Genomic DNA, 18,139 nt, shown 5'->3' with positions numbered 1-18,139 from the left:
AAAGTAGTTGAATATTTAGTCATGAAAAAAGTGCTCCTAATAGTCAGATTAATGTCTAACTATTATGGAGCACTTCATTATCGGATTGAAATTCGTCTAGAGGGTTTTTGTAATGTTCAATTTAATTAAATAACTAAGTATCATCTTACAAATTGCTTTTTAAGCATACACATTTTTAATATTTTGGTTTTTAAGATATACAGAAACAGTAAAACTTTCATTTTAATCAGTAAAAATAACAATTTCAAGCAAGTTGTTTACATATTTGGAAGCAAGTGCCTATACACTAAGAAAATATACCGATTTGTGTATACTTAGAAAGCGCTTTATCATGTTAATGTAGATTAATGTTAGAGGAGAGAATGAAATGGTAGATGATAGTTTTAACTCAGAAGTGCAAAAAATTGCAATGGAAATAATAGCCTACTCTGGGGATGGCCGTTCTAAAGCATTCAATGCTTTAAAATGTGCCGAAAAAGGTAAATTTGACGAAGCTGACAAGCTGATTGAAGAGTCAAATACCGCAATTGGTAAAGCCCATGATGTCCAGAGTAAGATGCTAGTAGATGAAGCAAATGGTAAGCTTCTCCCGTTTAGTATTTTGACAGTTCATGCACAAGATCATTTTATGACCAGCATGTTGGCTAATGATTTGATAAAAGAAATGATTCAAATGGAAAAAAATCATTGGATAGAAAGGAACAAATTTAGTCATGAAAAAATATAGTATTTTATTATTGTGTGCTGCTGGTATGTCAACAAGCTTATTAATGCGTAAGCTTAAAAAGTATGCTTTAGATAATAATATTGAATTAAATATTGATGCCGTGGGTTTATCTGCAAATGATTATGTTGATGAGGCTAAAAAACATGATGTGATTTTAATGGGGCCGCAAGTTTCTTATCGTTTAAATGAGGTAAAGGAAGAAACAGGTATGCCGGTTGCTACTATTCCATCGACAGACTATGCATTAGGTAATGCAAAAAATATTTTTGCTTTAACTACTAAATTATTACATGAATAATGTTAGAAAGGATGAGTATTAATGGATTCGCTGTTCAATAGTAAGTTTATGCAAGCAATAAACAGGGCAGGACAAAAGCTAGGTTCTAATAAGTTTGTGAATGCTTTGCAAAGTGGAATGATGTCTTCTATGGCCGTTATTATGGTGGGAGCTATATTCCAAATTATTCAAAGTATACTTGGACCCTCAATGCTCAGAATATTAAGCGTTAATAATCCTTGGTATGGGTTCTTGAGTTTACCTTATGAATTCACAATGAATTTTATAGCTGTTTGGGTTGTAATTCTGATGGCAAACCAATACGCCAAAAATTTAAAACTCAAAAATAATATTATTACAGCAATTGATGCCACAGTAATTTTCTTTTTAATGTCTGCACCAGTTATTCCCTCAAAAACAGGTATGGTTTCCTTAAATACAACTTATTTAGGTGCTCAAGGCTTGTTTGTGGGATTTATTATTGTAGGCTTAGTTGTTAAAATTGAAAAATTTTGTTCTGATCATAACATTAAAATTAAAATGCCTGAAGTTGTACCAGCAGCACTTCAAGCCAGTTTCTCTGCAATACTGCCGCTATTATTTGAAGTTGTGATTTTTGGTGTGATTTTTATTATAATCGAAGTAGGTACCAGAGGCCAATATAATTTTGCGTCAGGTATAATGGCGATCTTGGAACAGCCACTCAAAGTACTGAGTTCTACACCGGGAATTATTATTATCGATCTAATCGGCTTAATTTTATGGGGCTTTGGCATCCATGGAAGTATGATTATAATGACTATTATGATGCCGCTTTGGTTGCAAGCTGCCGGAGTCAATGCCGCTTTGCATGCAGCCGGTAAAGCCTTGAAATTCAACCCTGTATTTTTATTAGCGCCCTTTGCGGCAATTGGTGGTGCTGGCAATACTTTCCCTTTGGTATTAATGGGTTTACGTGCTAAGTCTAAGCAAATAAAGGCTGTTTCAAAGGCAGCGCTTATTCCAGGACTATTTTCCATAAATGAACCGGCGATATTTGGAATGCCAATCATGTATAATCCAATAATGATAATACCATACGTAGTTAATACACTTGTTGTCATAATTTTTTATTGGTTAGGATTTAAATTGGGAATTTTAGGATTACCTTTTATACCAATAATGTCGCTTTTACCAATTGGTGGCTCCGATTATGTCACCAGTTTAAATATAGTTAATTTAATTTGGCCATATTTGATGATTATACCATCTGGTATAATTTGGTATCCCTTCTTTAAAGCCTACGACAAGCAGTTGTATGAAAAAGAACAAAGTGTTTCTCAAAATTAAATTTAGAAATGAGGTATAAAAATGAGTTTTAAGAAAGATTTTTTATGGGGTGGCGCGACTGCTGCTAACCAATACGAAGGAGCCTTTGATGTTGACGGTAAGGGCCTTAGTGCTGCTGATGTGGTAACACAGGGCTCTTATGAAAATCCTAGAAAAATTACATGGAAAAATCCTAAAACTGGGGAAACAGGTTATGTACCTTTAAGCATGGATGTTGATCAGATGAACTTTCCTGAGAATGCTGTGCCGGCTGTCCTTGATGGGTATTACTATCCTAGTCATAAAGCAACTGATTTTTATCATCATTATCAAGAAGATATCAAATTAATGGCTGAAATGGGCTTTAAATGCTTTAGAATGTCTATCAACTGGACCAGAATTTTCCCTAATGGCGATGATGAAGAGCCTAATGAAAAGGGACTAAAATTCTATCAGTCTGTTTTTGAAGAACTGCAAAAGTACCATATTGAGCCGCTGGTAACTTTGTCACACTATGAAATGCCACTAAATTTAACGATTAAATATGGCGGCTGGAAGAATAGAAAATTAATATACTTGTTTACTAGATATGCTGAAACGGTAATGAAGCGTTATAAAGGTCTAGTTAAATACTGGTTGACGTTTAATGAAATAAATGCTTTAAATTTTTCAGGTTATATGGCAGGTGGAATTTTAAATCCCACTTCTCAAGATATTGCTCAAGCCGCTCATAACCAGTTTGTAGCAAGTGCCTTAACTGTAAAGGCTGGTCATGAAATAGATCCTTATAATCAAGTTGGTCAAATGCTCGCATTTACAGCAGAGTATCCGTATACTTGTGATCCTGCAGACCAGATAAAAGTTATGAATGATATGCACAGCTCTCTGTTTTATTCTGATGTGCAAACTGGTGGCAGGTATCCTGAATATAAGATTGCAGAATATAAGAGAAATGGTATAAAGCTTGATGATTGTCCAGAAGACTACGATTTACTGAAAGAATATTCAGCCGACTTTTTAAGCTTTTCCTGTTATTCCTCATCTACAACTACGGTTCATAAGGATCAAGCAGCTACAACCGGTGGTAATTTTGTAGCAGGTGTTAAAAATCCCTACTTAAAGAGTAGTGAGTGGGGCTGGCAAACCGACCCTTGCGTATTGCGCTATGCTCTTAATGTATTGTGGGATCGTTATCATAAACCGCTTTGGATTGTTGAAAACGGCTTAGGAGCGCGTGATCAAGTCACTGAAGATGGCAAGGTTCATGATCCGTATCGCATTGAATACTTACAAAGTAATATTAAATCTATGAAAGAAGCCGTTGATATAGATGGAATTGACCTTATGGGTTATGAAATGTGGGGCTGTATTGACTTAGTTTCTGCTGGCACGGGTGAGATGTCTAAAAGATATGGTTTCGTTTATGTAGACCGGGATGATCAAGGAAACGGTAGTTTGAAGCGTACCCCAAAGGATTCTTTTTACTGGTATAAAAAGGTCATCGCTTCTAACGGTGAAGATTTATCTAATTAATCGTACTCTTGTAAGAAAGCAATTGATTCAGTAAATTTTAGGTTGAAAATTGGTTTCAGCTACATTAAAAAGCTCTATTTTGCAAAAATAGGGCTTTTTTGTATGTAATTGTAGAAAAAATAAGTAGCTATCATGATATTAATTGGTTTAAAAATTGGTTCTATTTTAAGACCGATTTATTAAATTGGTTACACTTCTTATTGCTATAAAGCGTTTTCAATAATAGAATTTGGTTGATAGAAGGAAAAGCTGATAAAAGGGGGAGATTATTATTGCAAATAATTTTAGCAAGTCATTCTCAAATGGCCAAGGGTTTAAAGCAAACCGTTGAATTGATTATGGGTAAACAGTCTAATTTACATGCAATTGCCGCTTACGATGATGAACAAGAATCATTGAAAAAGCAGATTGCTGACCAAATAACGTCGAATTCTAATGAAAAGTATCTTTTTCTTACCGACATTATTGGTGGAAGCGTCAATACTACAATTGCACAAATGATTGATGATAAGGAAAACATGTTTTTAGTAACGGGTATGAATTTACCTTTAGTATTAACGGTTTTAACCGCTAAGATGGACAACTGTTCTTCTGACCAAGTAGCTAACAAATTAGAGGAGTTTTGTGAAGAGGCACGTAAGGAACTTAAGGTTGTCCGTGTAGCTGCCCAAGAAGCAGAAGATTTCTAAAGAGGTGGTATTTAAATGATAAAAATGTTACGTGTTGATTATCGTTTAGTTCATGGTCAAGTTGCCTTTGCCTGGACTAATTTTTTATCAGCAGATGCGATTTTGTTGGCAAACGATGATGTTGCTAAAGATGATTTTCGTAAACGAGTGTTAAATTTAGCCAAGCCTAATGGTGTCAAATTAATTTTTAAAAGTATTGCAGATTCTCTTAAAGCAATTAAAAGTGGAGTTACCGAAAAATACAAAGTCTTTATTGTGGTAGAGAACGTTCAAGATGCATACGAGATGGCGAAAGGGACAGATGAAATTAAGTTAATTGATATTGGGCTGGTTGCCGATCGTGAAAATACTAAAAACATTGCCAAATCTGTTTATGTTAATGAAAAAGAAATACAGCAACTGACTGAATTAGAAAATAAAGGTGTTGAAGTTGTAGTTAAACAAGCGCCTACTGATCGTGATGTTCAATTCTCTTCACTAGTTTAAAAAGGAGTGATGACAAATGGTAGGACAAGTAATAGGAATATTCTTTATTTCTTTAGTCGCTAATTCACAGTACTTTCTTGGTACCAGTTTTATTGGCAGGCCGATTGTAACCGGTATGTTTGTCGGATTATTATTTGGGAACCTCAAAGAAGGCCTGTTAATGGGAGCAGCTTCTGAATTAATCTTTATGGGATTGATGGGAATTGGAGCAAGTGTTCCTCCAGATGAAGTTATTGGTGGTATTTTAGGTACGGCTTTTGCCTTAAAAAACGGATTAGGTGTCAGTGCTGCGATAACTTTAGTATTGCCAATAGCATCTTTAAGTTTAATCGTTAAAAATATACTATATGTTTTGGTTTTTCCAGCAATGACGCATCGTGCAGATCATTTGGCTGATGAAGGGAAAATAACTAGAGCCGGAAATATGCATTTATGGATGTGTTTTTTGCAAATTGCCGTGTTAACAATAGTAACTACTTTTGCTTTTGCAGTCGGGAGTGATGCTGTAGGCAATTTAATAAAAATGATTCCCAAAGCAGTGACTGATGGCTTAACCATTGCAACATATATTCTTCCAGCTATTGGATTTGGGATGTTAATTAATATGACATATTCTAAAAATGTAGCTCCATTCTTCTTTTTAGGATTTGTCTGTGCTGCCTATTTAAAATTAAATACTATTGCTACAGCTATTATTGGTGCAATCTGTGCAGCAATAATGTACATCATCTTTGATAAAGTCAGAAACAATAGTGAAGAAACAGCAGCTAAAGGGGATGAAATTTATGACGACTTCTAATCAAAGTGAAGGCAAAAAGCTGAGTAAAAAAGATTTGAGGGGTATTTTTTGGCGAACTCTTCCAATGGAAGCTTCTTTTAACTATGAACGAATGATGAGTGCGGCTTTCGCCTATTCAATGACGGGAGTAATTAAAAAATTATATTCTGATCCAGAAGACCAAAAAGCTGCAATGAAAAGGCATTTGGAATTTTTTAATTGTACTTCGGCAATGTCACCGTTTATCGTTGGTGTCGCTGCGTCAATGGAAGAAAAGAAGGCTAACGACCCTAGCTTTGATGTCTCATCAATCAATTCCATGAAAGCAGGTTTAATGGGACCACTTTCCGGAATTGGTGATTCAATTTTCTGGGGCAGCTTAAGAATTATTGCGGCTGGTATCGGAGTTTCTTTAGCAAAACAGGGTAGTGTATTAGGTCCTATTTTGTTTATTTTAATTTATAACATTCCGAACATGTTAGTGCGATACTTTGGTACAATGTGGGGCTACAAGTTAGGTGTATCACTGGTTGATAGAATGAAGTCAGATTTGATGGACAACATTACTTATGCAATTAATATTTTAGGTAATACTGTTATTGGCAGTATGGTTGCATCAATGGTCGTCATTAAGATACCTTTAAAAATTTCTAGTGGTAAAGGAGCACCAACTGTCCAATCCATTCTTGATTCTATTTTGCCTGCATTATTGCCACTACTTCTGACATTCTTTATTGCTCATCTTCTAAAGAAGAAGGTAAATGTATTATATCTTTTATTAATAATTTTAGTTGTAAGTATTTTAGGTGCAATGTTTGGCTTTTTAGGAGTTTAAGATGCCCGAAAGCTCTAAACTAGAAAAAAGACTCTTTGAGATTTTACTAATTCATTTTCGTTTTGTATACTATCGTAAACAACAATCTAAGTTAGTTAACTGGATATCACAACAGTTCTTTACGGATTATGAAAAGAAGCAAAAAGGTTTTTTCTTGACTAAAGCCGAAAATAAAAAATTATTGATTGTTAATTGTTCTGCACCAACGAAGTCTTTTATTGGAAAAAGAAGTTTTAAGATCAATCATTGGCTGAAAATGCCAAAAATTATGACAATATTGCAATTTTTATCTTTATTGCTGTTAATAATTCTTATCTTCATAAGCAGCTATCTTTGGTACAGTGGGCAGTTGTTTCAATTATGTATCAGTTTAATTATCTGTGGAATTTTATCTATAATTGCAATTGGTCTGCCACAGATTAAGTGCTTTTCACATATAGCGACATTAACTACTGCGATTATGATGGCTCAAAATAGTCAAATGGACTTACTCTTCTTAAAAGGGGAGATGGCAGAATTGCCACATAAGTTAATTGCTAATAGATATAGTAAAATTGTGTGGCTAAGAGATATTTACAATGGAGAGCAGGTACTGTTAACTAAAAGTAAAGTTGATAATAGCATTGAAGAAATGATTTTTGCTGCGGATAAGGCCCAGGATAACCAATTTGTGGTTAGAAATGTTAATCGTTACGGGAATGAAGTAGTTCCCAAATCATTAATAGTTTCCTTACAACAGTTGGAATGTCTATCTAAAGAGATAGTAATTTAGATAATATAACAAAGGTTTCTTATCTTAGTTGCTGCTAATTAGGCTTTAAAGTTTAATTAGCAGCATTTTTATACCTAGTGATAAGTGATACATAAAAAAATATAGATAGAGTCTGGAGATGATCATTTGAAGAAGCTCAATAAAGTGTATAAGTAATAAAACTGTAAGGTTTATAAAAAAGGATTAAAGAACTAGCTATGTAAAAGAATTTTTAAGACGTATTTTTAAAGTAAAAAGGACCTGTTTCTCAAACGTAAGAAACAGGTCTATATTTAAAAACAATAACTGAAATAGCTATACCTAAAATAAAATGTAAGACTTTTTAATTATTTAAAAATGAGCAAAACTATGTGCCTTTAACGGGTACTTAGAAGTATCATAGCCAATTGCTTCACAGTTGCGGGAGGCAATAATCTGGAACGGTATAATGAGATTAAACGGTGATAGTTCATCATTATGTAATGAAGGTACTTTAAGGATCTTAGCACCAGAATCAAAGGCAATATTTTGATCAGTAATAATAAAGATATGTTTAGTTATTTGTTTAAGAAATTCAATATATTTATTTGCTAAGGATTTTTCTGGTCCGTTGGCAATAATTAAAAAGATATATTGATCTGCATCAAAGGCCATCTCGTAACCGTGAATCAGTTCTCCAAATTCATGCACGCTTAAAGGAGCATGGAAAGTTTCGTATAATTTCAAATAGGCTTCCATTGCTGTTGCGTAATTATAACCATATCCCGCAATAGCTCCTTTTCTCATAGTAACCAATTCGTTTTTATGTTGTTGATAGAATTTTTCTGCAGTGTTCAGAGTTGTAGGTAGTTTAGTAATATCTTCTTTAGTTTGAGTTAAAAAGTCCTGGTATTTTGCTTCATTGAGTTTGTTTTGTGCCAATCCCAGTCGTAAAGCTAAGATTAAACCCAACATAATTGTAGAAGTATATCCCCGAGTCTCTACGGGAATACCTTCATCACCTGTATTTAAGTAAATAACGTTATCTGCTTCTTGAGCTATTTTACTTTTAGTTTCTTCTGAAATAGCAATAGTATTAAAACTAAGACTTTTTGCCTTCCGTATTGCATCCAAAGTAGAACTTGATGTACCAGATTGAGAAATTCCTATTAATAAGGTTTCGTCTGGCTTGAAGTACAAAGAAGGTACAAAATAATTAGTAAAATTATCAGGTATAACTGCTTGTGCGTCAAGACCAGTAAACTTGTTAAAATACATTGAAATTAAAGTAGAAGCATGAAAACTGGTACCGGAACCGGTGAAATATACTTTCTTAATATGTTTCTGTTGTACGAGCCTGATTAGATTGTCGGCAATGGTTCCCTCAGTATCCAGAATTTTTTGTAGCCTTTCAGGTTGGTTATAAATATTGTCAATAATTTTCATTTTAAAACCTCTTTTAATTTGTACTATAAAATTAAGAAATATTTAGTTCAAAAAAGTGATAGAAGAAACAAGCTGTAAATATTGAATATTTCTTAATTAACTAGATTTTATATTTGATTTTTGAAGTAAACAATCAAAAATAGACCACATTTGAAAATACCACCAAAATGTAAACCAATTTTGGAACCAATTAAATAAAATTAGTTAACTTATATATTAATAGAGATAAATAATTTCTTGAGTGTTAGAATAAATTTAAGTTTACCGTGCAACATTAAGAATTTAACAATAATGCAAACCAATTTCAAAAAAGCCTAAGATGCTTATTTATATTTATCCGAGATAAGTGGTGATAAAAATTGATTACTAATAAATTAAAAAATTATTTAACACCTCAGCAACGAGAAATAAGTTCAGAATGGCAAATTCAGTTAATTAGTTCAGAAGTGATTGAACAAAGTGATTTCTGGGATGATCTTTTTATGAATGAAGTGGGTTCAATATGGCAACGGCTTTTTTTGTTAAAGTATCAAGACGATCCATTTTCTCTGATTAAATCCTTTATCCCGCAAAAGCTTGTTAGAAATAAACCTAAACAAAGTAATGATATATCTAAGCAGAATCTGGAATTAGATATAGACTGTAACAATAAGGCGGATAGAATTAAGAAAAATATTCTTTTAACTTGGCCTACTTCAGAAGAATGTCGGCTTTTGTTATTAAAGCAGGAATCACAGGTTTTTGTTGAGAAGAATTATATTTTGTGTGATAAAAATATTATTAGGTATGAAGAAGAAATTATTATTCCAGATAAAATTGAGTATGAAGATTAAAAATGACTAGTTTTTTATATACTGCAGCTAAAGAAAAAATCATCTCTTTAATTGAAAGTAATGAGATTTCTATGGATCAAAGATTACCTTCTGAAAGAGCTTTGGCTCAAAAATTAGGGTTTACACGAATGACAATTAAAAAAGCACTGAATAGTTTAGTTGATGATCACGTTTTAATTCGTCATCCCGGAGACGGCACTTATCTTTTACATGGCAAACATTCAGGAAGAATTGATGCTGGTGATGATGCTCCCTGGTCATTAACTCAGACTATAAAAATAAAAGGTGGAGTCCCTAACAGTGAAATAAAATCATTTAAATTAGTTTACGATGTCCCGATGTTAACTAAAATATTTCCTGATTTTACAGAATTTTATGAGCTGATTAGAATTAGAAAATTTGATGATATCGTTTTTTCGATTCAGAAAGCATATATACCTTTTAGGCTATTTGAAGATGCTCACCGTTATGATTTTAGTAAAATATCATTATATGATTATATGAGCTACAAAAATATGCGTCCTGCTCTTTTCCATAGAAAAATTAAAACTTGTCCTGTGACTAGTGACCCGCTTTTTAAAAATTTTAGCGTGGGACCAAGTAAATTAGTTTTAAGTGTGGAATACTTGGGTTATACAAAACCCGATTGTTTGGTTGAGTATACTCAATCTTACTTTGATTCCAATCAGGTTGATTTCAAAGTCGAAATCCCATACTCTCCTAAATAAATGTTAGTAATTCTTACTAAAAAAATTAGAACCATCTCTTTAGTAAGCTATTAGTTACAGCCACATTAAAAAGCTCTATTTTGCAAAAATAGGGCTTTTTTGTGTGCAATTTTACACGTACCCCGAATTTTATACTTTTTAATAAAAAACTTAAAATTTCGAATACGACATTTTTTTAGTGGTCTTGCTTTGTTAATGTAACATTATGATAATAAAAAACTTAAAAACAAGGAGAAAAACAAATGACTAAATTTAATATTCGTGGTGGCTTTGGCGATACTACTAAGCCAGATGTAAATACCCGTGAACAAGATAACCTTTACTTGGCTGTAAATTCAAAATGGCTAAAGGACAATCCTGTCCCTGCGGGTGAGCCGTGGATTAGTAGTTTTGATATAGCAGATAAACAAACACGTAAACACCTTTTAAAAGATTTTTCTGCTTTTATTGCTGGTAAAAAACCAGTTCCCCAAGTTAAGAACTTTAACAAAGCAGTTGAATTTTACCGGGTAGCTGAAGATGAAGAAAAAAGAACCGCTGACGGTGCCGCTCCAATTAAGGAAGACTTGACCTTTTTAACCGGTCTCAACAATTTAGCTGATGTCAATAAGAACTTAACGAATTTGTTGCTAGCCGACAACTTGCCCTTCAAATTTGAAGTGGAACCAGATTTTAAGGATGCACAACTAAATATTGTCACTTTTTACCGGCAAAATTTGATTTTGGCTGATACCAGTTATTATGGTAATGAAAAAACTGCCGACTTGCTTGATGTTTGGCAAAAGCAAACCATTAACTTGCTGGTAATGAGTGGTGTTCAGCGGAAGGAAGCTGAACAATACGCCACAGGAGCAGTTAAATTGGATCAGCGTTTGGCGCAGGTTTACCAATCAGCAGAGTATAATTCTAAAATTGAAAATATGTATCACCCAATGAGTGTGACAGAATTTACAAACCAGAGTAAAAATATTCATTTAGCTGCTTTGATGAAAGAAAATGGACTTGAAACTGCTAAAAAAATTAATGTTACTGAGCCAGGCTATTTAGCTAAATTTGATGAATTGTTTAATGAAGAGCATTTTGCTGAACTAAAGGGTTGGCTAATCGGATATTTTATTAATCAAGCAGCTGGATATTTATCACGTAAATTTAGAAAGGCAATACTGCCACTAAGAAAAGCAATGTACGGCATAGATTCTTTAGCTACAGACGAGCGCTTTGCTTATGATGAGACGGTCAGATTATTTGGTGATGTCATTGGTCAATATTATGGTGAAAAATACTTGGGTGCTGAAGCCAAAGCTGATGCTACTAAAATGGTTAAGAATATGATTGCTGTTTACCAAGATCATTTAAAAAAGAATACTTGGCTGTCAGATACCACTAAGAAAAAGGCATTAAAGAAGCTAGATACTTTAGTCTTAAAAATCGGCTATCCAGAGCATGTTCAAGGGTTTTATGACAAATTCAAAGTAACACCACCTTTAGAGCATGGCAGCTTATATAGTAATGTTAAAGAAAATAGCCAGATTAAGCTTAAGGATAACTTTGCAGATATTAACAGACCGGTTGATCAATCACTTTGGATAATGTCGGCGGTAGAACCAAATGCTTGCTATAATCCGCCAAGTAATGACATTACTTTCCCAGCACTGCTATTACAAAAGCCTTTTTATGATTTACAGCAAGATCGAGCAGCTAATTACGGTGGTTTTGGTGCAGTTGTAGGACATGAAATTTCACATGCGTTTGACAACAACGGCGCACAGTTTGATGAGTTGGGTAATATGAAAAACTGGTGGACTGATGAAGATTATGCCGAGTTTAATAAAAGGGTCAAAGCTGAAATTAAGCTGTTTGATGGCGTTGAAGTTGGTACGAGCAAAATCAACGGTAAATTAACAGTTTCAGAAAACATTGGTGATCAGGGTGGCTTGACAGTAGCTGTTGCAGCTAATAAGCAAGAAGGTGGAGACGCCAAAACTTTGTTTGAAAACTATGCGCGAATTTGGGCAACAAACGCTAAGCCTGAATTTTGGCAATTAGTCGCCGCATCTGATGTTCATGCACTTTCTCAGGCTCGAGCAAATGTGCAGGTGCAATGTCAAGATGAGTTTTACCAAGCTTTCAATGTTAAAGAAGGAGATGGTATGTGGCTTGATCCGGATAAACGAGTACAAGTCTGGTAAAATTTGATACTATAAATTAAGTGCTTTTTAAGAAAATCAGCTCCTGCTTTGTGCTAAAACAGATATAAGTCCAGCACGTGATGCTAGAAAAATAGTAAAAATAATTTTTTAGGCAGGAGAAAATAATAATGAAAAATATTCAAAGACTAACTACTATATTAGCAATTGTTTTGTGGCTTGTTGTGATTGGCATTGTTGCAGTTGCTATCTCTAACAATCAGTTGTGGAGTATGGCTCCGGTTATTGCATATAACCGACCGCAAAACGCTCTTGGCTGGCTGATTGTAGCTGCTATTGCGGCAACAGCGGTCAGTGTAATTTTAAAACTGACAAGGGATAAGTAAGATAAAAAGGGAATGTTGTGCCATTAAAATTGCCCTAAATAAATATGTGACCAGAAAGGTAAAGCTGCTGGTTTTATTTTTGAACCAGCTCATAGAAACTTAGCGCACAAAAGAGTATTTTTCTCAGAATAAATGTTCACAAGTTATTTCTTTGGAATATTTCATTATATTGAACGGAAACAACCCTTAAGAAGTTGCCGCTGCAATAATCAAAATGACAGACAATAGATAAGACAGATACCTGACATGTATTAAATAGTGTCAGGTATTTTTGCTCGCTTAATTTAGATGAAGTATAATGGTTTCTTATATTAATATTATGTTGCGTCTTTGGCATTTAGATAATTACATTATTTAAATTTATTGCGTTAAAGAATATCTGCAAGGAGATAATTACAATGAAAAAAATTGACGGGCATTTTCACCTGGTGCGCTCAATTGCAGGCTTATCCGGTCAAGGTCGAATGACACCTTTAGGAAATGGCAAGGCAATATGGGATAATGGTACTTTTCTCAAGCTAATCCCTAATGGCTGGGGTGATCATGACTTTACGGCGGAATCCGCTTTAAAAGTAATGCAGGAAAATGAAGTAGAAAAAGCAGTTTTACTGCAAGGCAGTTTGTATGGCTTTCAAAATTACTATTCTTATCAAGCTGTTAAAAAGTACCCTGAGAAATTTATTGCGGCATTTTCAGTAGACCCATTTGCAGATGATGCAATGAAAATTGTTAGGCGTCATGTGGAAGACTTGGGTTTCAGAGCAATTAAATTTGAAATTAGTCAGGGCGGTGGCTTACAAGGCTACCATCAACCATTTCGTTTGGATACTGCACCTGAATTAGGCAAACTTTTTCACTTTTTTGCGGATTATCCTGGATTTGTGATCGCTGTTGATTATGGTAATTATAGGCAAATTAGCTATGAACCAGAAGCAATTGCTAACTTGGCAAAACGATATCCCAAACTGGATTTTGTTGTTTGCCATCTGTCTTTTCCCAATGCCGACCATTTGAATCGCTTGGAAAATGCTTTAGAACAATGGCAACCGTATCCTAATATCACTACGGAAATTTCAGCGATTCAAGATATTGAAAATGAAACTGATTTTCCGTTTCCTCGTTGCCAAAAAGATGTTGCACTAGCCAAAAAGATTCTGGGGGCTAAAAGGATTTTTTGGGGCACAGATTCCCCGTTGTCATCAACTTTTAATTCGTACCATAATTTAGCAACTTGGCTGGCAGCTACTAATATTTTCACTGAGGCAGAATTAGAAGATGTCATGTATAATAATGCTAACCGCATTTATTTTAAGTCGCAAAATGTGCAGGCAATGCATGATAGCGCAGATCCTGTTTTTAAAAAATGATAAGAGGCTCTAGGAAATGAAAGAGACAAAAGTTTTGGTAACTGGTGTTGTCCCAGAAGCTGGTCTAACGGAGTTAAAAAAGAATTTCGCAGTAACTTGTAAACCAGAAACAGCGGGTAGAGCGTGGGTTTTAGCTCATTTAGCTGAATATGACGGTTTGATACTCACTGGAATGAAGGGCGATCGGGAACTGATAGATGCCGGCACTAATTTAAAAATTATTACTGCTAATGGCGTTGGCTTTGATCACATTGATATTGATTATGCAAAGCAAAAAGGAATTGTTGTGGCCAATTGTCCTAAAAGTGTCCTCATTCCCACCGCTGAAATGACATTTGCCTTAATGTTAGCGACCGTAAGACGCCTGCATTTTTATGATAAAACCATTCGCCAAGGAAAATGGGTTAATGTTTCTCAGCCGGAAAATATGGGAACAGGCCTTCGGGGAAAAACACTCGGCATCTATGGTATGGGGCGCATTGGTTCTCAGGTAGCAAAGTATGCCCAAGTTTTTGGTATGAAAGTTATTTACCATAATAGACATCGTTTAAGTTCTCAAGAAGAAGCAAAGAAGAATGTTCATTACGTGGATTTTGCTACTTTAGTTAAAACAGCGGATGTAATTACTCTGCATGCTCCTGCAACTCCTGCTACAACAGGGGTTTTCAACGCCCAAGTTTTTAAACAAATGAAAAAGACAGCTTATATTATCAATGTTGCTCGGGGTAAATTGATTAAACAAAATGATTTAATTGCCGCTTTGCAAAACGGTGATATTGCTGGAGCAGGGTTAGATGTCTATGAAACTGAACCCAATGTGCCACAAGCACTCTGCGCATTAGACAATGTAATTTTGTCACCTCACGCGGGTTCTGGCACCCTGGCTGCTCGCACAAATATTACTACTGAGGCTTCACAAAATCTCATTTCATATTTAAGGGATCACAAGCCATTAAACCAAGTTAATTAGCACAAAATAAGTATGAATAAAAACCAAGTTTTTGCTTGATTTTTTTCTTTTACCGCAATATAATATGAAGCTAACTACATGAAATATACTTCATGTTAATGAGAAGGTGAGATTATCAAAAATTTAGTTAAGGAAAATAGAAAAAAGCTGCACTTAACGCAGCGTGAACTTGCTGTCAAAGTGGGTGTCACCGAACGAACGATTATCTCAGTAGAAAAGGGTAAATACAAGCCCTCACTCATCTTGGCGTATAAACTAGCGCAAGTTTTTAGGACCGATATTGCAACCTTATTTTGTTTACAGGAATATATAGAAAATGAAGAAGAATAAGAAAAGAAAGATCAAATATTATTTCGCAGCATGCTTTTTTACATTTTTAGCGCTTCTTGAGTTGGTGCTGATCAGTTTAGAGGTTCTGCAGCACCGCAGGCAAACCGATATACCGAAAAATATTATTTATGCAGTTTTTGCTATTAGTTTTGCTTTTTATCTTTATTATAAAGCCAAAACTGTGGGTACAGATGAAGATGATGAAGATGAGCGTGAAGAGTTTATTGCAGTGAAAACCGATCACCAAATGTATAAAATAGCTAACTGGTTAATTTATATTCTGAGCCTGGTCCTTATAACTAGCGCAGCGTTCATGTATGAAGCTCAAGGCTTTACGACACCGGTCATAATATTGACAACCATTGCTGCTACTTTAAGCGTCTTATGGAACTTATTATTGTTAATTGAAATGATTATAGGTATTACTAATGAACTTAGAAATTAGTAAAATTTATAATTAAAAGTGTTGGAATTAAAAGAAATAGAAAAATATAATCCTAAAAGCAAAACACGATATCGATCATGATATCGTGTTTTCTTTAGTTTGTTGAACTATAAGATCAAGTAATTATATACGAAATATATATTTTTTGGCTGAAAGCCTTATTAATATAACTTAAATAAATTTATTTTTTAGTGCTTTTTTTATGGCTGTTTTAAAAGATATAAATGTTGGCTTTCTCCTAAAATCTTTTAGTAATTCCGGATTTTGAATTAAGGAGGAAATATAATACCAAAACTGAAATTCTTTAGGGTTATTTTTAGCAATTGAAACTAACAAAATTAAGTTTATTGTATTATAAGAGTCCCATTTGATTTCATTTTTTAAAGCAACCACGGAGACAAAAGTATCATTACTAACAGGTTCGGCAGTATGTGGAATAGCAATTTTGTTACCAAAATAAGTGCTATTTAATGTTTCACGATTTTTAACAGATTTTGCGAAGTCACCAGTAAGATGATAGTGACTTGTTGCATTTTCAATAGCTAAATCTAAAGCTTCTTTTTTAGTCCTTATTTCACCATAATAAAAACATGAGGGGTCAAACTTTTCTAGAATGCTATGAATATTATCAAAACCATTTAAAGCAAGCTTTATTTTTTTGTAGTCATTTTCTGAAGGAAAAAGATTAATATATGTGATCTCACCTTGATTGTTACTAATATTATTTTCAGTTGAAAAGATGGCATCATATTCTTCAACTAATATTTTTTCGTTATATTCAGTGGGATATGCAAACCGAATTTCAGCAATTTGTTTAGGGAACCAATTCAAAATTTTATGTTTTAGTAAAATAGTTTCTGACTTACGTAAAGAAGTAATAATTAGAATTTTTTTACCAGATTCAGATGAAAGATAGTTTTCAATCCCATAATTAAAATAAAGAACCAAAAATGATAATTCATTTTTTGAAATTTTCAAGTGGCATTCTTTTTCTAAAAGCTGAGAAAAATATAGTGCAATGTCATAAGCCTGTGGAAAGGATGTATGTATTTTATTTTCAAGAGGATTGGGTAATTGGGTTCCAGACTGGACACGATAAAACAAAGGGATTAAATGTAGAATCAAAAGAACTCTTAAATTATCTACCGCATCCAAGTTGATCGCAAATTTAGCATAAATGTCATCAAAGGCTGTATTTAAAAAATTATTCATCTTTTCATGTAATGCTTCGTCATTGATGTAGTTAAGCTTTCCTAAAATAATTTGAGTTAGTAGCAAAGTCTCATTAGTGAAATGTTTCTGACTAATACGGCAATTTTGAAAAACTTTTGTCAGAATTTCTTCTGAAATTTGATATTCTTCTGTCTTAATTAAATTAGAATTAATCGATTCCTCAATAAAATGGTTATGTTTAATTCTTTGTAATGCAATATAAATGTGAGCCGTAATATTTTGCAGGATTTCTTCGTTAATGTGATATTTATGATTAAAGAAAATGTCTGCAGCAATATTATAGATTTTTGTTGTTTCTTCAGGCTCGAATTTATGCTTTTTGTTTTTATAGTCAATTCCCAAGTGAGATAAGTAGTTTCGTTTATTTAATTCACTACCGTTAATAAGATAACCACAGTTTGTTTTATATTTTAGAGTCAAGTTAAACTTTGATAAAATTTTTTTAATATCTTTTGTCTGTTTATATAAAGTTGTTTCTCTAATATAAAACTTTCTCATTAATTCACTTTTAGTAACATAGCTGTAACTACTCAGCAGGTAATTAATTATCAAATTGCTGCGTTGCTCCTTATTATTTATTTCAAGGTGTTGCTCCCAGTCTTTGATTTTTAAAATTAATTTTTGACGATTACAGATTGTAATCTTAGTACCTTTATTTGGAGCAGAAATGACCTTAAAAATTTTCACTTGGTGACTTAAATTATTTAAGTCCCTAATGTCATTCTTAATAGTTTGAGGACTAACATCTAATTTAACCGATAAACTTTTTGCAGATACAAAAGTATTTTGATGGACTAAATAGAATTTTAAAATTTTTATTTGTCTTTGGCTAATCATTGTTATTTTTTCCTTACTATAACTTGCTTCATTTTCTCTTATTTTAGCATGCAA

Annotated in this window: 19 protein-coding genes; 17 read left to right on the top strand and 2 right to left on the bottom strand. The window is 33.6% G+C overall.

The window, feature by feature from the left end; translation table 11 throughout:
- Positions 1-367 precede the first annotated feature (367 nt).
- The 9 genes from ACFQ32_RS09630 (at position 368) to ACFQ32_RS09590 (ending at position 7,405) form a co-directional block, all read left to right on the top strand.
- Positions 368-727, top strand: coding sequence for a PTS lactose/cellobiose transporter subunit IIA (locus ACFQ32_RS09630; protein ID WP_046324012.1), 360 nt, complete (start codon positions 368-370; stop codon positions 725-727).
- Positions 714-1,025 (top strand): PTS sugar transporter subunit IIB, encoded by a 312-nt coding sequence (locus ACFQ32_RS09625; protein WP_046324013.1) that lies wholly within the window; start codon positions 714-716, stop codon positions 1,023-1,025. Before ACFQ32_RS09630 ends, ACFQ32_RS09625 begins: the two co-directional genes overlap by 14 nt.
- A gap of 21 nt (positions 1,026-1,046) precedes the next feature.
- On the top strand, positions 1,047-2,333 hold the full coding sequence (locus ACFQ32_RS09620; protein ID WP_046324014.1) for a PTS sugar transporter subunit IIC: 1,287 nt from the start codon (positions 1,047-1,049) through the stop codon (positions 2,331-2,333).
- 21 nt (positions 2,334-2,354) lie between these two features.
- Positions 2,355-3,845, top strand: a complete 1,491-nt coding sequence (locus ACFQ32_RS09615) for a family 1 glycosylhydrolase (protein WP_046324015.1) — start codon at positions 2,355-2,357, stop codon at positions 3,843-3,845.
- A gap of 272 nt (positions 3,846-4,117) precedes the next feature.
- Positions 4,118-4,534, top strand: coding sequence for a PTS sugar transporter subunit IIA (locus ACFQ32_RS09610; RefSeq protein ID WP_052724603.1), 417 nt, complete (start codon positions 4,118-4,120; stop codon positions 4,532-4,534).
- Between the two features lie 15 nt (positions 4,535-4,549).
- Positions 4,550-5,020, top strand: a complete 471-nt coding sequence (locus ACFQ32_RS09605) for a PTS sugar transporter subunit IIB (RefSeq protein WP_046324016.1) — start codon at positions 4,550-4,552, stop codon at positions 5,018-5,020.
- A gap of 16 nt (positions 5,021-5,036) precedes the next feature.
- Positions 5,037-5,819: a PTS mannose/fructose/sorbose/N-acetylgalactosamine transporter subunit IIC gene (locus ACFQ32_RS09600; protein ID WP_046324017.1), complete on the top strand. Its 783-nt coding sequence runs from the start codon at positions 5,037-5,039 to the stop codon at positions 5,817-5,819.
- Positions 5,806-6,633, top strand: coding sequence for a PTS system mannose/fructose/sorbose family transporter subunit IID (locus ACFQ32_RS09595; RefSeq protein ID WP_046324018.1), 828 nt, complete (start codon positions 5,806-5,808; stop codon positions 6,631-6,633). The genes ACFQ32_RS09600 and ACFQ32_RS09595 overlap by 14 nt, the downstream gene beginning before the upstream one ends.
- A gap of 1 nt (position 6,634) precedes the next feature.
- A complete protein-coding gene (locus tag ACFQ32_RS09590; protein WP_046324019.1) occupies positions 6,635-7,405 on the top strand; it encodes a hypothetical protein in 771 nt (256 codons plus the stop codon).
- A gap of 330 nt (positions 7,406-7,735) precedes the next feature.
- On the opposite strand, the gene ACFQ32_RS09585 is transcribed toward ACFQ32_RS09590, so the two are convergent.
- Positions 7,736-8,809, bottom strand: a complete 1,074-nt coding sequence (locus tag ACFQ32_RS09585; protein ID WP_046324020.1) for an SIS domain-containing protein — start codon at positions 8,807-8,809, stop codon at positions 7,736-7,738.
- A gap of 359 nt (positions 8,810-9,168) precedes the next feature.
- On the opposite strand from ACFQ32_RS09585, the gene ACFQ32_RS09580 reads away from it, so the two are divergent.
- From ACFQ32_RS09580 to ACFQ32_RS09545, 8 genes are all read left to right on the top strand, one after another.
- Positions 9,169-9,642 (top strand): hypothetical protein, encoded by a 474-nt coding sequence (locus ACFQ32_RS09580; RefSeq protein ID WP_046324021.1) that lies wholly within the window; start codon positions 9,169-9,171, stop codon positions 9,640-9,642.
- A 2-nt stretch (positions 9,643-9,644) separates the two neighbouring features.
- A complete protein-coding gene (locus ACFQ32_RS09575; protein WP_046324022.1) occupies positions 9,645-10,370 on the top strand; it encodes a GntR family transcriptional regulator in 726 nt (241 codons plus the stop codon).
- A 242-nt stretch (positions 10,371-10,612) separates the two neighbouring features.
- A complete protein-coding gene (locus ACFQ32_RS09570) occupies positions 10,613-12,559 on the top strand; it encodes a M13-type metalloendopeptidase (RefSeq protein WP_046324023.1) in 1,947 nt (648 codons plus the stop codon).
- Positions 12,560-12,687: 128 nt separating this feature from the next.
- On the top strand, positions 12,688-12,903 hold the full coding sequence (locus ACFQ32_RS09565; RefSeq protein ID WP_046324024.1) for a hypothetical protein: 216 nt from the start codon (positions 12,688-12,690) through the stop codon (positions 12,901-12,903).
- A 398-nt stretch (positions 12,904-13,301) separates the two neighbouring features.
- Positions 13,302-14,270 carry an amidohydrolase family protein gene (locus tag ACFQ32_RS09560; protein ID WP_046324025.1) on the top strand — a complete coding sequence of 323 codons (969 nt, stop codon included), beginning with the start codon at positions 13,302-13,304 and terminating at the stop codon, positions 14,268-14,270.
- 16 nt (positions 14,271-14,286) lie between these two features.
- Positions 14,287-15,240: an NAD(P)-dependent oxidoreductase gene (locus ACFQ32_RS09555; protein ID WP_046324026.1), complete on the top strand. Its 954-nt coding sequence runs from the start codon at positions 14,287-14,289 to the stop codon at positions 15,238-15,240.
- A gap of 111 nt (positions 15,241-15,351) precedes the next feature.
- Positions 15,352-15,570 carry a helix-turn-helix transcriptional regulator gene (locus ACFQ32_RS09550; protein ID WP_379907144.1) on the top strand — a complete coding sequence of 73 codons (219 nt, stop codon included), beginning with the start codon at positions 15,352-15,354 and terminating at the stop codon, positions 15,568-15,570.
- Positions 15,557-16,015 carry a hypothetical protein gene (locus ACFQ32_RS09545; RefSeq protein ID WP_046324028.1) on the top strand — a complete coding sequence of 153 codons (459 nt, stop codon included), beginning with the start codon at positions 15,557-15,559 and terminating at the stop codon, positions 16,013-16,015. The genes ACFQ32_RS09550 and ACFQ32_RS09545 overlap by 14 nt, the downstream gene beginning before the upstream one ends.
- A 171-nt stretch (positions 16,016-16,186) precedes the next feature.
- Here the strand turns inward: ACFQ32_RS09545 and ACFQ32_RS09540 are convergent, their stop codons facing one another.
- Positions 16,187-18,139 (bottom strand): BglG family transcription antiterminator, encoded by a 1,953-nt coding sequence (locus ACFQ32_RS09540; protein WP_244885248.1) that lies wholly within the window; start codon positions 18,137-18,139, stop codon positions 16,187-16,189.

This window comes from Lactobacillus melliventris (genome assembly GCF_042679465.1).
In the GTDB taxonomy this organism is placed as follows: Bacteria; Bacillota; Bacilli; order Lactobacillales; family Lactobacillaceae; genus Lactobacillus; species Lactobacillus melliventris.
The sequence above is the reverse complement of the archived record's forward strand: the minus strand, read 5'-3'. Positions and strand labels throughout refer to the sequence as shown.

Bases quoted from the DNA above. Each gene is read 5' to 3' on its own strand.
- ACFQ32_RS09605 (WP_046324016.1), top strand. From the start codon at position 4,550: ATGATAAAAATGTTACGTGTTGATTATCGTTTAGTTCATGGTCAAGTT.
- ACFQ32_RS09615 (WP_046324015.1), top strand. From the start codon at position 2,355: ATGAGTTTTAAGAAAGATTTTTTATGGGGTGGCGCGACTGCTGCTAAC.
- ACFQ32_RS09575 (WP_046324022.1), top strand. From the start codon at position 9,645: ATGACTAGTTTTTTATATACTGCAGCTAAAGAAAAAATCATCTCTTTA.
- ACFQ32_RS09570 (WP_046324023.1), top strand. From the start codon at position 10,613: ATGACTAAATTTAATATTCGTGGTGGCTTTGGCGATACTACTAAGCCA.
- ACFQ32_RS09590 (WP_046324019.1), top strand. From the start codon at position 6,635: ATGCCCGAAAGCTCTAAACTAGAAAAAAGACTCTTTGAGATTTTACTA.
- ACFQ32_RS09625 (WP_046324013.1), top strand. From the start codon at position 714: ATGAAAAAATATAGTATTTTATTATTGTGTGCTGCTGGTATGTCAACA.
- ACFQ32_RS09585 (WP_046324020.1), bottom strand. From the start codon at position 8,809: ATGAAAATTATTGACAATATTTATAACCAACCTGAAAGGCTACAAAAA.
- ACFQ32_RS09555 (WP_046324026.1), top strand. From the start codon at position 14,287: ATGAAAGAGACAAAAGTTTTGGTAACTGGTGTTGTCCCAGAAGCTGGT.
- ACFQ32_RS09600 (WP_046324017.1), top strand. From the start codon at position 5,037: ATGGTAGGACAAGTAATAGGAATATTCTTTATTTCTTTAGTCGCTAAT.
- ACFQ32_RS09560 (WP_046324025.1), top strand. From the start codon at position 13,302: ATGAAAAAAATTGACGGGCATTTTCACCTGGTGCGCTCAATTGCAGGC.
- ACFQ32_RS09565 (WP_046324024.1), top strand. From the start codon at position 12,688: ATGAAAAATATTCAAAGACTAACTACTATATTAGCAATTGTTTTGTGG.
- ACFQ32_RS09620 (WP_046324014.1), top strand. From the start codon at position 1,047: ATGGATTCGCTGTTCAATAGTAAGTTTATGCAAGCAATAAACAGGGCA.
- ACFQ32_RS09630 (WP_046324012.1), top strand. From the start codon at position 368: ATGGTAGATGATAGTTTTAACTCAGAAGTGCAAAAAATTGCAATGGAA.
- ACFQ32_RS09595 (WP_046324018.1), top strand. From the start codon at position 5,806: ATGACGACTTCTAATCAAAGTGAAGGCAAAAAGCTGAGTAAAAAAGAT.
- ACFQ32_RS09545 (WP_046324028.1), top strand. From the start codon at position 15,557: ATGAAGAAGAATAAGAAAAGAAAGATCAAATATTATTTCGCAGCATGC.